General features: G+C 35.4%; 14 protein-coding genes. 4 read left to right on the forward strand and 10 right to left on the reverse strand.

Annotated features, from left to right (window positions below; all coding sequences use genetic code 11):
* Positions 1 to 14 precede the first annotated feature (14 nt).
* Positions 15 to 554, reverse strand: coding sequence for a dUTP diphosphatase (locus Q2T76_RS00160; protein WP_302082957.1), 540 nt, complete (start codon positions 552 to 554; stop codon positions 15 to 17).
* A gap of 132 nt (positions 555 to 686) precedes the next feature.
* On the opposite strand from Q2T76_RS00160, the gene Q2T76_RS00165 reads away from it, so the two are divergent.
* The 4 genes from Q2T76_RS00165 to Q2T76_RS00180 all read left to right on the forward strand — a co-directional run bounded on the left by Q2T76_RS00165 (position 687) and on the right by Q2T76_RS00180 (position 5,341).
* A complete protein-coding gene (locus Q2T76_RS00165; RefSeq protein ID WP_302083881.1) occupies positions 687 to 1,016 on the forward strand; it encodes a GNAT family N-acetyltransferase in 330 nt (109 codons plus the stop codon).
* A complete protein-coding gene (gene rpiA / locus Q2T76_RS00170) occupies positions 1,003 to 1,689 on the forward strand; it encodes a ribose-5-phosphate isomerase RpiA (RefSeq protein WP_302082959.1) in 687 nt (228 codons plus the stop codon). Before Q2T76_RS00165 ends, rpiA begins: the two co-directional genes overlap by 14 nt.
* A 66-nt stretch (positions 1,690 to 1,755) precedes the next feature.
* Entirely contained in the window at positions 1,756 to 3,090 is a 1,335-nt protein-coding gene (locus Q2T76_RS00175; RefSeq protein ID WP_302082961.1) for an aminopeptidase C, read from the forward strand.
* A 184-nt stretch (positions 3,091 to 3,274) separates the two neighbouring features.
* Positions 3,275 to 5,341, forward strand: a complete 2,067-nt coding sequence (locus Q2T76_RS00180) for a KUP/HAK/KT family potassium transporter (RefSeq protein ID WP_302083883.1) — start codon at positions 3,275 to 3,277, stop codon at positions 5,339 to 5,341.
* A 35-nt stretch (positions 5,342 to 5,376) separates the two neighbouring features.
* On the opposite strand, the gene Q2T76_RS00185 is transcribed toward Q2T76_RS00180, so the two are convergent.
* The 9 genes from Q2T76_RS00185 to Q2T76_RS00225 form a co-directional block, all read right to left on the reverse strand.
* Entirely contained in the window at positions 5,377 to 5,805 is a 429-nt protein-coding gene (locus Q2T76_RS00185; RefSeq protein ID WP_302082962.1) for a GNAT family N-acetyltransferase, read from the reverse strand.
* 2 nt (positions 5,806 to 5,807) lie between these two features.
* Positions 5,808 to 6,479, reverse strand: a complete 672-nt coding sequence (locus Q2T76_RS00190; protein ID WP_302082964.1) for a 2,3-diphosphoglycerate-dependent phosphoglycerate mutase — start codon at positions 6,477 to 6,479, stop codon at positions 5,808 to 5,810.
* Between the two features lie 84 nt (positions 6,480 to 6,563).
* Complete coding sequence (locus Q2T76_RS00195; RefSeq protein WP_302082965.1) at positions 6,564 to 7,445, reverse strand: cation diffusion facilitator family transporter; 882 nt, start codon at positions 7,443 to 7,445, stop codon at positions 6,564 to 6,566.
* 78 nt (positions 7,446 to 7,523) lie between these two features.
* On the reverse strand, positions 7,524 to 7,730 hold the full coding sequence (locus Q2T76_RS00200) for a hypothetical protein (protein WP_302082967.1): 207 nt from the start codon (positions 7,728 to 7,730) through the stop codon (positions 7,524 to 7,526).
* Between the two features lie 114 nt (positions 7,731 to 7,844).
* Entirely contained in the window at positions 7,845 to 8,219 is a 375-nt protein-coding gene (locus tag Q2T76_RS00205; protein ID WP_302082969.1) for a DUF956 family protein, read from the reverse strand.
* Between the two features lie 83 nt (positions 8,220 to 8,302).
* Positions 8,303 to 9,733 (reverse strand): 6-phospho-beta-glucosidase, encoded by a 1,431-nt coding sequence (locus tag Q2T76_RS00210; protein ID WP_302082971.1) that lies wholly within the window; start codon positions 9,731 to 9,733, stop codon positions 8,303 to 8,305.
* Between the two features lie 21 nt (positions 9,734 to 9,754).
* Positions 9,755 to 11,716 (reverse strand): beta-glucoside-specific PTS transporter subunit IIABC, encoded by a 1,962-nt coding sequence (locus tag Q2T76_RS00215; RefSeq protein WP_302082972.1) that lies wholly within the window; start codon positions 11,714 to 11,716, stop codon positions 9,755 to 9,757.
* Positions 11,717 to 11,816: 100 nt separating this feature from the next.
* Positions 11,817 to 12,656, reverse strand: a complete 840-nt coding sequence (locus tag Q2T76_RS00220) for a PRD domain-containing protein (protein ID WP_302082974.1) — start codon at positions 12,654 to 12,656, stop codon at positions 11,817 to 11,819.
* Positions 12,657 to 12,866: 210 nt separating this feature from the next.
* Positions 12,867 to 13,781, reverse strand: coding sequence for a PTS system mannose/fructose/sorbose family transporter subunit IID (locus tag Q2T76_RS00225; RefSeq protein WP_302082976.1), 915 nt, complete (start codon positions 13,779 to 13,781; stop codon positions 12,867 to 12,869).
* Position 13,782: the final 1 nt, after the last annotated feature.

Here is a 13,782-nt window from a genome sequence, read left to right on the forward strand (position 1 = left end):
AAAGATTCCTCCTATTAATTACCAGATGATCCGAAACCACCATCACGAGTAGTTACACCACCAGCATCATCATCTGTTTTTAGATATGTTGTAAAAATACCTTGAGCAATTCGTTCACCTTTTTTCAAATGAACATCGAATGGGAAGTAATTGGCCATTTGTACAAAAATTTCCCCTTCATTCTTATCATTATTGTAGTAATCGGCATCAATGATTCCCATTGAATTAGGAAGCACTAATCCTCTTTTTAAAGGGCTGCTAGAGCGACTAACTAACATTAAAACTTCGTCTTCTTGCATGTATGCTTTTAGTCCTGTTGGTACTAGGACTGGTTTTAATTCTTTTTGAGCTTCTTCTTTGATCTTTTCATCCTTAAAGATTGCAGTCTGAGCTGAGTAAATGAATTGAGCAACTTTGCTTTTCCAAATTGAAGGAACAACAAAATCTTCTGCACATTCAATATCATAACCAGCTGCTGCCTTGGTTTGTCTCACTGGCAAATTAATTCCAGCATCTTGGAACTTTGAAACGACTTCAAAACCTCTTTTTTTCATAAATTAGACTCTCCTAAATATATTGTTTAAATGATACCATTTTTTAGATTTTATTTCGTCATTTATCAAATGACTTTTTAAATTATTTTAGTTACTATTAATAAGTACGCAATTAAAAATAGAAACGAGGCAATCAAAATGAATTTTGATGAACAGAATCATCGTTTTTATATAGAAGAAAATGATCAGTTAATCGGTGAAATTACTTTTACACCGATTAATGATAGTAACGTCATTAGTATTGATCATACTTTTGTTGAAGAAGACCATCGTGGTCATGGACTGGCACGTCAGCTTGTGCAAACTGTTATTGATTATGCCAAGGAAAACAATCTCAAGATCTTGCCAATTTGTCCTTATGCAAAGAAGGTTTTCGACAACGAACCAGATATTCGTGATATTTTAGAATCTAAATACTTACAAAACTTAACTAATAAGGAGCTCAATCATGGATCAAAATGAATTAAAAAAAGCTGCTGGTATTCGCTCAGTTGATTTTATTAAAGACGGAATGACTGTTGGACTTGGAACTGGATCAACTGTCTTCTTCATGGTCGAAGAACTTGGACGTCGCGTTCAGGAAGAAGGATTGAACGTTCAATGTGTCACAACTTCAGATCGCACATGGGATCAAGCAGTCAATCTAGGCATTAAGATGTTAGATGTGAATGACGTCGACCATATCGATATAACGATTGATGGAGCGGATGAAATTGACGACAATTATCAAGGCATCAAAGGTGGCGGCGCCGCTCATTTAAAGGAGAAGATCGTTGCCTTGAATTCTAAACAAGTAGTATGGATTGTTGACCAAAGTAAAATCGTTCATACTTTAGGCAAATTCCCACTTCCTACTGAAGTCATTCCTTTTGGAAGTCAAAAAACTTTTGACCTATTAGAAAAAGAAGGACTTAGTCCTAAATTTAGAACTGATGACCAAGGTGAATTAGTGAAGACTGACTCCAATAACTTGGTTATTGATTTGTACTTAAATGAAATCAAACATCCCCATTTACTCGCTAAATATCTAGATGGAATTACCGGCATTGTTGAACACGGACTCTTCCTCGACATGGTTAACACCGTTGTTATTGGTAATGAACAAGCTCCTAAAGTAATCGAAAACATTCGTTAAAGATTAGATTTTTTTTAATAATAGGAGTATCATGTCTTATTAATCAAGCAAATAAGGAGTGTACCTATGGAAATAACAAATGAATTACTCAAACGTTTTGATAAAGACGTTCAAGAAACACCTGCTTCAGCAACACTTAAAAACGCTGTAGCAACTAACGGAATCAACAAATCAAGTGAAACACTGGCTTCAAAAATTGCTATGAATCCAACTTTTTCAGTTGAATTAGAAACTGGTTCTGTAACTGATCAAATGAAATCAGGATTATGCTGGGTCTTCGCCGCACTTAATACCTTGCGTCACCCTCTTCAAGCAGATTTCAAAATTAAAGACTTCGAATTATCACAAGGATATCTTCTATTTTGGGATAAATTGGAAAAATCTAATTTCTTCTTTGAAAATGTTTTGAACACTGCTGTATTACCAGTTGGTGATCGTAAAGTTGACTTCTTAATGACTACACCTCAACAAGATGGTGGCCAATGGGATATGATTTGTGCTTTAGTTGAGAAGTACGGTCTAGTTCCTAAGTCAGTAATGCCTGATACTTTCAGTCGTCAAAATTCATCCGAACTAAACGACGTTCTCAATAAGAAATTACGCAAAGATGCAATTGTTTTGAGAAAATTAGTAGCTGACAATGCTCCTGAAAGTGAAATCAATCAAGCTAAGGAAAACATGCTTAGTGAAGTTTATCGTATTTTGGTTTATACAGTTGGTACTCCTCCAACAAGTTTTGATTGGTCATACCGTGATGACGATAAGAAATTCCATGAAGAGAAAAATATTACTCCGCAAGATTTCTTTAAAAAGTATATTAACTGGGACTTGAGCGACTATGTTTCATTAATTAACTCACCTACCGATGACAAACCTTACAATCATTTATATACAGTCGAAATGTTGGGCAATGTTGTTGGCGGTCGCCAAGTTAGACATTTAAACCTTGATATCGACACCTTCAAATCTCTAGCTATTAAACAATTAGAAGCCGGAGAATCAATCTGGTTCGGTAGTGATGTTGGACAAAGTTCAGATACAAAACTGGGAATCATGGATACAAAAATTCATGATATCAACGGACTATTTGCTGCTGACTTCCAAATGACAAAAGCTGAACGTCTTGATTATGCTGAAAGTTTGATGACTCACGCAATGGTTATCACTGGAGTTAACCTTGAAGATGGCAAACCAACTAAATGGAAGGTTGAAAATTCTTGGGGTGAAAAAGTTGGAACAAAAGGATACTTTGTCATGAGTGATGATTGGTTTGATCAATACACTTATCAAATCGTTATTAATAAGAAGTATCTTCCTGAAAATCTTAAGAAGATTATTCAAGATGAATATGATCAACCTAAAGTTCTAGCTCCATGGGATCCAATGGGTGCACTTGCTTAATTTAAAAACCAAATAAAGAACACTTTTGAGTTAATTTTCTTAAAAGTGTTCTTTTAATTTAGCCAAACAAAATAGTATTTTAATTGCTTTAATAACTAAATTAAACTGTTATAATAGCTCTTAGATAATTTATGAATAGCAAGGAAAAATTATGTCAACAGATAAAAGAAATTTAGACATTGCAATGAAGAAAAAATTGCATAATAAATTAAGCGTTGCTGGTTTTCTAATCGCGCTTGGTGTGGTTTACGGTGATATCGGAACTTCACCACTTTATGTTATGAAAACAATCATTAGTGAAAATGGTGGACTTCAAACCATTTCCACTGATTTTATCTTGGGTATCGTTTCATTAATTTTTTGGACCTTGACGATTGTTACAACGGTTAAGTATGTTTTGATTGCGCTTCGTGCTGATAATAACGGTGAAGGTGGAATCTTTGCACTTTATACTTTGGTTAGAAAACGCGGTAAATGGTTAATTGTGCCCGCCATGATTGGTGGAGCTACTTTCTTAGCTGACGGTATGATGACCCCTGCTGTTACTGTCACCACTGCAATTGAAGAATTGAAAGGAATGGCCTTCTTTAATAATGCCGTTCCAATTACAACTCAGAACCAAGTTATTATCATTACTGTAGTTATTCTCTCAATTCTTTTCTTCATTCAAAAATTTGGAACTGAATTAATTGGTAAAGCCTTCGGTCCAATCATGATGATTTGGTTTGGTTTCTTAGGATTGATCGGTTTATATAACTTTTCCTTCGACCTTTCCTTCATTCGTGCCTTGAACCCTTACTACGCTATTCAACTTCTAATGAGTCCCCAAAACATTCATGGGCTTTTCATCCTTGGTAGTATTTTCCTAGCCACAACTGGTGCTGAAGCATTGTATTCAGATATGGGACACGTTGGTCGTGGAAACATCTACGGATCATGGCCCTTCGTTAAAGTATGTTTACTACTTAATTACCTTGGACAAGGTGTTTGGTTAAATCGAGTGAAAGATAATCACAACATTATCAACATGGATGCAATGAATCCATTCTTCCAAGCTATTCCTGAACCCTTGAGAATTACCTCGGTTCTGCTAGCAACGGCAGCTGCAATCATCGCTTCTCAAGCCTTGATTTCTGGTTCATATACCTTAGTTTCTGAAGCAATTAAATTAAAGATTTTCCCACGTTTGAAGACATTTTATCCAACTAATTTCAAAGGACAATTATACATTCCAACTGTAAATAATATCCTTTGGATTGCTTGTATCTTCATCGTCTTCTTCTTCAAAACTTCAACCAGAATGTCGATGGTTTATGGTCTAGAAATTACGATTACAATGTTAATGACCACAATTCTGTTATACCAATGGTTATTATCACGAGAGAATCTAAGCAAAATTATCTCAACTGTTATTGTTTCATTCTTCTTCTTTATTGAGATTATTTTCTTCGCTACTAACTCCGTGAAATTCCTTCATGGTGCATACATTACGATGTCTATTGCCTTTGCCTTGATTTTCATTATGTTCACCTGGCTATATGGCGACTACCTCAAAGACAACAACTCATTCCGTCGTCATTACGTCTCGTTGCTAGCATTTAAAAAACAACTTCATGATCTGCAAGAAGACGATAATATTCCACTATACACTGAAAACTTGGTCTATCTAACTAAAGTTCGTGAAGGCTTCAAGATTAGAAAGAACATTATCTATTCTATTCTTGATAAACGACCAAAACGTGCTCGTATCTATTGGTTCGTAACTGTTAATGTTACTGATGAACCTTACACCGCTGCTTACAGTGTTGATACATTTGGCACTGATTATATGGTCAACGTGCAACTCTACTTAGGATTCAGAGTTGATCAAAAGGTCAACGTCTTCTTACGTCAAATCGTTAATGATATGATGATTAATGGTGAGTTAAAACCACAACCGCAAAAATATACTACGATTCCTGACCGTCAAGTTGGTGACTTCTCCTTTGTTCTTATCAAAGAAGTTCTCTCACCTGAGACTCAGGTCAACTGGTTTAACAAATTCATAGTTGGTACAAGATTGAAACTTCAAAAATTCATTTCACCAGCTAACTGGTTTGGTCTTTCCTACAGTGATGTTGTAGAAGAACGGGTTCCATTAGTTGTTGGTCGTTTGGCCGTCGAACGTTTCCGACTCACTCGAGTTAATGAAACCGAAGCTGACGATCTTGATATCGAAAAAGAAATTGATATTAATGATGATGAAGAATAACAAAAAGAGGATATACAATGTATATCCTCTTTTTGTTATTTTAATTTCATATGTAGTGTCGGATATGGCTGTCCCTCATCATCAACTTCTGATCTACTTGAGACCTCAAAACCATTCGCCTGATAAAACTTAAGAGCTCGTGGATTGTCTTCATTAACATCTAGAGTTTTAACGCCAAAGTTATCAACTAATTGTTTAATTATTAGATGACCATACCCCTTGCCAATACTGTCAGAATCTAAAAATAACATATCTAAGTTACTGTCTTTAATTCCAGAAAAGCCAATAATCTTATCTTCATCAATCCACAGCATAACTTCTGCTCTAGGAAAATAAGTTAAGATTTTCTCTTTTAATTCGGCACGATATGAATCACTCAAAAAATCATGAGTTGCGATAACTGATCGTTCCCAAATATCCGCTAAGGTAGCATAATCACTTCTTTCAGCAATTCTATAGTTCATTATTATTTCCTATCAATTAATTTCAATTTATCATCAAACTCATAAATAATTGGCTGAGCATTGTCTACTTCTACGCCATCAATATCTTCATCAGAAATATCTTCTATGTATTTGATTAGAGCTCGAATTGTACTACCATGAGCTACAATCATTTGATTCTTTTGGTCTAATAATCGTGGTGCAATCACATCTTGAAAATAAGGAATTAATCGCTTGGTTGCATCTTCCAAACTTTCACCAACCGGCATAGATTTAATATCTAGATATTTGTACATCTTTTCAGTTTCATCAGGTCGTCCAAGTAATGGTGGTCGTTTCTTATAACTGCGTCGCCATAAGGCAACTTCGTGCTTCCCATATTTTTCACGAGTGTAATCTTTGTTTAACCCCCGTAACGCCCCGTAATGACGTTCATTTAGTCGCCAAGATTTAGTTAAAGGTTTTGCCAAATCATCCAATTCTTCTTGAATAATATATGACGTCTTAATTGCTCGGCTAAGCAATGATGTGTGATACTCAGCTATCTGATCATGAAAGCTATTTGAAAGCAACTGACCGGCTATTTTGGCTTGATTTTCGCCCTTTGGTGTTAAGGGACTATCTGTCCAACCTGTATAAATATTTTCTTCATTGGCCACACTTTGACCGTGTCTAACTAAAATTAATGAAACCATTACAATATCCCTTGAGGTACATAGTTTTGAAGCATGTTTACACATTGCTATCTGAAGCGCGTTCTAACCGTTATTTGTCACGCTCTATTTGATCATTGGTTCTTCTAATCCTTTTTTACATTCCACCTGCAAAGTGACGTGGCCAATGTTATATTTCTCTTTTAAAAGTGATCCCACTTTGTCATATATTTCTTCAATGTCGATTACTTTTTTACTTTGGTCAACATTAATGTGGGCATCGAAGTTAATACTATTCTCATCAATCATCCATAAATGAGCATGATGGACACCCTTAATTTCTGGAATTGTTTTTATTGTTTCTTTAACTTCGTCTAAATCAATTTTGGGTCCAGCTTCCATCAAAATATTGACTGTCTCTTTAACTACCCCAAATGACTCCTTCATAATCCACAAAGCAACAAGTATTGTAATTAGTGGATCAACCCAGTTCCAATGAAATAGTTGTACGAAGATGGCAGCAGCTACAACCCCAACAGAAGATACTGTATCAGAAAGCATATGCAGCATAGTAGCCTTGATATTCAAATTGTTTTTGGAATCTTTAAGTAGGACCAGCATTGAAATACCATTAGCAATTAAACCAATAATTGCCACTGTCATCATTAAACCACCATCAATTTCTTGAGGTTCACTGATACGTTTAATACTTTCAATAACCAATAAAACCGTGATGGCAATCAATACACTGGCATTGATAAATGCCGCTAAGATTTCGGCACGCTTATATCCAAAGGTCTTATTCGAATTGCTAGCTTTTTTCCCAATTACATGGGCAATATATGAGATAACAATTGAAATTGTATCTTGTAGATTATGAACAGCATCAGATAACAAACTTAGAGAACCAGAAAAAATTCCACCCAAAAACTCAAGTGCTGTAATCACAGCATTTAAGATTGTCACATAGAAGAATTTCTTTCCGGTTATATCGTGATTATCTTCCATCTTTTCTCCTCTTTTCTAGCTTCATTGTACCAAAGTAACAAACAAAAAGCAGTTAGACTATTGTCTAACTGCTTATTTTTAGCGGTTTACTTTTGTATCAATTTTAATTGGTTTATGAATATCCATGGAATCGGAGTAAGAGCGGAAGATATAATGCTTCATTCCTTCTTTTGCTTCTCGTTTGGAAACATTGTGGCAAATACGTTTTTTGACAATTTGTTTGCCTTCAATATTTCTGAAACTACAGGTTACTTCATAATCTCTTGCACTATCAAAGAAAAGCACTCTTTTTTCCTCCTGGGAATTCCCTTTTATTTTTTTCAACCAGATAGTTATACCACGTTCAAAAAGAGTTAGCAATACCTTTGCTTAAAATAATTTGATCTTTTTTTGTAATATTTATTTACGGTTAAAAATCCCTTTAATACCGCGGCCTAAGACTTGGAAAAATCCAAGTGATTTAACGATTTTATCAGGCCCTAAATATTTCCGAATAGCACGTAATGTCTTCTTATTGTCTCGAGTTGAAAATGTCAAAGTACCATTCTTTTTAGTCATAAATCCGAAACGCGGAATGTAACGCCCACCAAACAAAACAGAGACCGCCACTTTATCAACTTCTGCCCACGGAATTTGCACAAAATCCTTTGGATCTTTGTCATTAAAAAATTCAAATCCACGGTCACCAACAACAATAAATCCATAACTAGAAAATCCTAGAAATGAAGTAGCTTTTATTTCTAATTCAACTTCTTTATTAATTGATCCAACCATTATTACTTAGCTCCAATTCATTCTTCATCAATGAATCTATTATAACAAAAAAAGCCTTTAAAAAGGCTTTTTCTATCTTTTATTTATGCTAGGTCTTCACCATTAGAAGCGATAACTTTTTTATACCATTCAAATGAATCTTTTTTCATTCGTTTCAAGCTACCATTACCTTCATTATCACGATCAACGTAGATGTAGCCGTAACGTTTTGCCATTTCACCAGTTCCTGCACTGATTAAATCAATACATCCCCAGCTAGTGTAGCCTAGACATTCAACACCATCTTCAATTGCATTACCCATTTCTTCAATATTATCTCTTAAATATTCAATTCGATAATCATCATGGATCTTGCCATCTTCAGTGACAGTATCTTTAGCACCCAAGCCGTTTTCTACAATAAATAGTGGTTTTTGGTAACGATCATAGAGATCATTCATTGTTACACGCATACCTAAGGCATCAGTTTGCCAACCCCACTCACTAGTTTTTAGATATGGATTCTTCAATGATGGGAAAACATTCCCTTCAGTTTCTGCCATTTTTTCAGGATCTGCACTAGTCATTTTTGAAGCATAGTAACTGAATGAAATAAAATCAACTGTATATTTACGAAGAATATCTTCATCATCAGCTTCCATCTTCAAATTAATATTTTCTTTTTTGAACATACTCTTAGCATAATTTGGATAGTAGCCACGAGATTGAACATCAACAAAGAAATATCCTTCACGATCAATTTTCATTGCCGCAAAAACATCCTCAGGATTTGGTGTAGCTGGATAAGTTTTACCAGCAGCTAGCATACATCCAATTTGGAAATCCGGATTGATTTCATGTGCCAATTTAGTTGCAAGTGAAGAAGCAACTAATTGATGATGCGCAGCTTGATATTGTAATTGCTTCGGATTGCTTGATTGAGTAACATCCATTCCGCCACCTAAGAAAGGTAAGTGCAAAATCATATTGATCTCATTGAATGTTAACCAATACTTCACAACGTCTTTATAACGTTTGAATAGCACTTCACAGAAGTTAAGATAATAATCAATCAAGACACGATCAGTCCATCCATTACATTTATCTAGTAAGGCTAGCGGTGTATCAAAGTGATTAATGGTTACTAAAGGTTCAATATTGTATTTCTTACATTCTGCAAAAACTTTGTCATAGAATTCTAATCCAGCTTCATTAGGCGTTTGTTCATCACCATTTGGAAAAATTCTAGGCCAACTAATTGAAAGTCGGTAAACTTTGAAGCCCATTTCTGCGAATAGTTTAATATCTTCTTGATAATGATGGAAGTGATCAATTGATTCATGACTAGGATAGAATCCATAATCTGTCTCAACAGCTTTCTTAGGATTCAACAGTGCGTCCATTCTTCCATTAGGTCCAGTTGGTAGGACATCAACTAATGACATTCCTTTACCATCTTCTTGATAAGCACCTTCACATTGATTAGCAGCAGTAGCGCCACCCCATAAGAAATCTTTTGGAAATTTTGATGTCATAATATAATGTTCTCCTTAGTTTTATTTTAGTTCTAGAATTTCATCGCCAACTTTAATTGCACCACTATTTTTTAATGGTTCAACAACTTGGTAATCCTTGAAGTTAGTTACTACAATCGGTGTTTCCATGTCGTAACCAGCTTTTTGAATTTCTTCTAAATCAAAACTGATTAGTAATTGACCTTTTTTAACTTCGTCATCTTTTTTTACATGAGTTTCAAAGAATTTACCGTCAAGTTGAACAGTATCCATTCCTAAGTGAACCATAATTTGAGCACCGTTACTAGTTGAAATCCCAATTGCATGACCAGTTGGGAAAATCATTTCAACTTTACCATCAGCAGGAGCATAAAGATTTCCGTCAGCAGGTTGGATAGCAATTCCAGGTCCCATTGCTTTTGAAGCAAATACTTCATCTTTTACTTTTTCTAATGGAATTATTTCACCATTTAATGGACTACTAATATCTTCAAGAACTGAAAGGTTCTCTGTATCTAAATCGTCAACTTCTTCTGTATCAACAGCCACATTTCCAGCAGGAGTAGCAACTGCAACTTTTTCTTCAACTAAATCTTCTTTAGAAATACCAAACATTAAGGTAAGAACTAAACCAACGATGAATCCGATGAGAGCACCAATGATAGTTCCCCAGAATGGCATGCCGATACCACCATTAGGATTGATGTATGAAGGAAGAGCGAAAACTCCCATACCACCCATTTGATAACCTTTTGAACCAAACATTCCGATAATTGCACCACCTAAGGCACCACCAATACAACTGATGATAAATGGTTTTCTACGTGGAAGAGTAATACCGTAAATAGCTGGTTCGGTAATTCCAAAGATACCAGTAATGAAAGCTGAGATTCCTAAACCTCTAAGTTTCTCATTCTTAGTTCTCATCGTAATAGCTAGAACCGCACCAATTTGAGCCCATGAACATGCAAATGTTAACACTAACATTGGATCAGCCCCTGATGCCATATTAAGAATAGCGATAGGAATAAGTCCCCAATGTAACCCAAACATAACTAATACTTGCCATAGTCCACCAATTACAAGACCGGCTAAAATTGGACTGAAGTTGATCAAGGCAATACTTGCAGCACCAACCGCATTACTTGCCCAAGTTGAGATAGGTCCGATTACTAGTAAAGTAACAGGAATTGAAATCAACAAGTTTGTGAAAGGAACAAGGAAAACTTTTGTAGATTCCGGAATATACTTTTCAGTTAATTTATTAACTTTTGAAGCAAACCAAACTGCCAAGATTATTGGAATAACCGATGAAGTGTAGTTCATCATAATTACTGGTATTCCTAAGAATGTATCGTAAACAGGTGAAGCAAAAATTGATCCTGCAAACAATGTAAATAATGGCTTAGCTCCTCCAGCTGCTAAAGTAGCTGGATTCATACCAACAATTGTTGGATACACTAAGGTTGCACCCAGAACCATTCCCAAGAATGGGCTGACTTTGAATTTCAAACTGGCTGTATAACCTAACATAACTGGTAAGAAGTAGAAGAACGAATCACCTAATGCGTTAAGAATTAGATATGTTCCACTCTTGTCTGATAACCAACCCATGCTCAAACATAATGCAGCTAAACCTTTAATCATACCGGTAGCTGCCATGTAGCCTAACGCTGGCGCAAAAATTCCGGAAATTAAATCAACAAATCGATCAAGTAGGCTCCCTGTAGCCTCATCAGAACTTGCTTCTTGTTCATCCATTCCTAATTCACTTAAAACTGCTTTATAAACATCGGCAACTTTGTTACCAATAACAACTTGATATTGTCCACCAGATTGAACTACGGTTACAATACCGTCTGTATCTTTTAAGACGTCTGTCTTTGCTTTGTCATCGTCTTTCAACTTAAATCTCAATCTAGTTGTACAATGAACCACACTATTAACGTTTTTGCGTCCGCCAACGCCGTCGACAATTATTTTTGCGATTTCTTCGTATGCCATATTCTTCCTCTTTCCAAAATAAAAACCCAAACACAAAGAGAGTCTTCGTCTCTTCGTATTTGGGTTAATGCCCGCTTTTGCGGTAACACACCTATTTTGTCTATTTTTTATGTGTAACTCTAAAGATATGTAACGAGAGATAAACTTTCTCATCAGGTGTCAACTGCCAATGTTCAGTTTTCTCTAGAAAATCAGTAATGATTTCTACTGTTTCATATGCTTTAGGATATTTCATCTGCATCAAGGATGCAAAACCTGGATCTAGATCATCTGCTGTTACTTCTTCACTATTTAAGTGACGTAAGATAAACATATGTAAGTGAGCAATAAATCGACTGTAATTAAATGATTTAGTGTCGATTACTTCACCATATTGATACTGAGTTATTTCAACTATGTGGTTGATTAATTCAGTGATATAAATCGTATCTTGCATCTCTTCGTTGTCAGAAGCGGCGTTTAGAAAATGATAAGTGAAAAATATTGCTTCACCCTTATCCAATTCTATTTCTAGATTCTTCTCCACTATTTCCAATGAATCTAGTGCGACTTGATACTCCTTAGGGTACATATTACTAATACTCCAATTAATCGCACCATCTATCATTTCGACCTTTTGCTGAGCGCGCTTTACAGCAAAGTCTACGTGATCGGCAAGTGTTAAATACTGGTAATCGTCAAAAGTGATTTTTAGAGATTCTTCAGCATGTTTAATAATTTCATTAACTGTCTGTAAAACTTCTGAAGGAATTTCTATTAAGGTTTTTAATTCACTATTGGTATCGTCATCGGCTTTATAGCGATACTCGATTTTGTCTTCATCAACTTCTTGTCCTGATTTTTTCCCAAAACCAACGCCATTCCCAACTACGACGAACTCCCGATCCTTATCATCTCTGACTAAGGCAGCATTATTATTAAAATTCTTAATAAATTTCACTTCTTAGATTTGCCTCCTTTCAGTCAAACAAAAAACCCACCAATTTGTATACAAATATATTGTACAACTAATTAGTAGGTTTATGCCTGATCGAATCAGTAACACACTTGCTTAATTAAAAATATATACTTAATTGTAAACGTTGTCAATAAGAAAATAATAAAAGACTTCGAAATACTTCGAAGTCTTTTATCTAAATAAATTCTTAAATTACATTACATTAAGTACGTGTAATCCAACACCAAGGATGAATAATCCGAAGATGATAAGAATAGGTGAAACTTTCTTTCTTAGTAGCCACATGCAAGCTAGAGTCAATAGCAATCCAGCAAGTCCTGGAATTAATTGATCTAAGTTATCTTGTAAAGTAGTTACTTTAACATTTGACATTGATAGTCCTTGAGCTTGTTGTTCAAGAGCTTGTTTAATTCCTTGTCCACCTGAAGGTAGTTTATCCCAATGTATGTAAGCTTTTGGATCTTTCAAAGGAATCTCAGCAATAACTGGGGTGAACTTAATCGATACCCAACGGTTAACTAAGGCGCCTAAAATAAACATACCTAAAATTGAAGCACCTTTAGTGATGTCTTGTAACAATCCACCAGAAAGGTCATCAGTAATTTTTGAACCAGCTTTGTAACCAAATTCTTGTGTGTACCACATGAATGCCATACGAATTGCGTTCCAGGCAACGAAATAAATAATTGGTCCCATGATGTTTCCAGCCATAGCAAGTGAAGCTGCCAAAGCACCAATAATAGGTTTAACTGTAAACCAGAACACAGGGTCACCGATACCAGCCAAAGGACCCATCATACCAATTTTAACACCTTGAATAGTAACATCATCAACAGGTGCACCGTTAGCACGTTCTTCTTCAAGAGCCAATGTAACACCAATAACTGGTGATGCTAAGTATGGATGAGTATTAAAGAATTCCAAATGTCTTTGTAGAGCTGAGGCACGGTCTTCTTTAGTTGTATAAAGTTTTTTAAGGGCTGGGATTAATGAGTAAGCCCAACCACCGTTTTGCATACGTTCATAGTTCCATGATCCTTGAAGGAAAGTTGAACGCCACCAAACGGACAAACGATCTTTTTTAGTTAATTTAATTTGATCTGCCATT

The organism is Lactobacillus sp. YT155 (assembly GCF_030504545.1).
Classification (GTDB): domain Bacteria; phylum Bacillota; class Bacilli; order Lactobacillales; family Lactobacillaceae; genus BQUT01.

Coding starts and splice junctions, on each gene's coding strand:
- rpiA (WP_302082959.1), top strand. CDS start 1,003: ATGGATCAAAATGAATTAAAAAAAGCTGCTGGTATTCGCTCAGTTGAT.
- Q2T76_RS00185 (WP_302082962.1), bottom strand. CDS start 5,805: ATGAACTATAGAATTGCTGAAAGAAGTGATTATGCTACCTTAGCGGAT.
- Q2T76_RS00215 (WP_302082972.1), bottom strand. CDS start 11,716: ATGGCATACGAAGAAATCGCAAAAATAATTGTCGACGGCGTTGGCGGA.
- Q2T76_RS00190 (WP_302082964.1), bottom strand. CDS start 6,479: ATGGTTTCATTAATTTTAGTTAGACACGGTCAAAGTGTGGCCAATGAA.
- Q2T76_RS00160 (WP_302082957.1), bottom strand. CDS start 554: ATGAAAAAAAGAGGTTTTGAAGTCGTTTCAAAGTTCCAAGATGCTGGA.
- Q2T76_RS00180 (WP_302083883.1), top strand. CDS start 3,275: ATGAAGAAAAAATTGCATAATAAATTAAGCGTTGCTGGTTTTCTAATC.
- Q2T76_RS00225 (WP_302082976.1), bottom strand. CDS start 13,781: ATGGCAGATCAAATTAAATTAACTAAAAAAGATCGTTTGTCCGTTTGG.
- Q2T76_RS00175 (WP_302082961.1), top strand. CDS start 1,756: ATGGAAATAACAAATGAATTACTCAAACGTTTTGATAAAGACGTTCAA.
- Q2T76_RS00205 (WP_302082969.1), bottom strand. CDS start 8,219: ATGGTTGGATCAATTAATAAAGAAGTTGAATTAGAAATAAAAGCTACT.
- Q2T76_RS00195 (WP_302082965.1), bottom strand. CDS start 7,445: ATGGAAGATAATCACGATATAACCGGAAAGAAATTCTTCTATGTGACA.
- Q2T76_RS00210 (WP_302082971.1), bottom strand. CDS start 9,733: ATGACATCAAAATTTCCAAAAGATTTCTTATGGGGTGGCGCTACTGCT.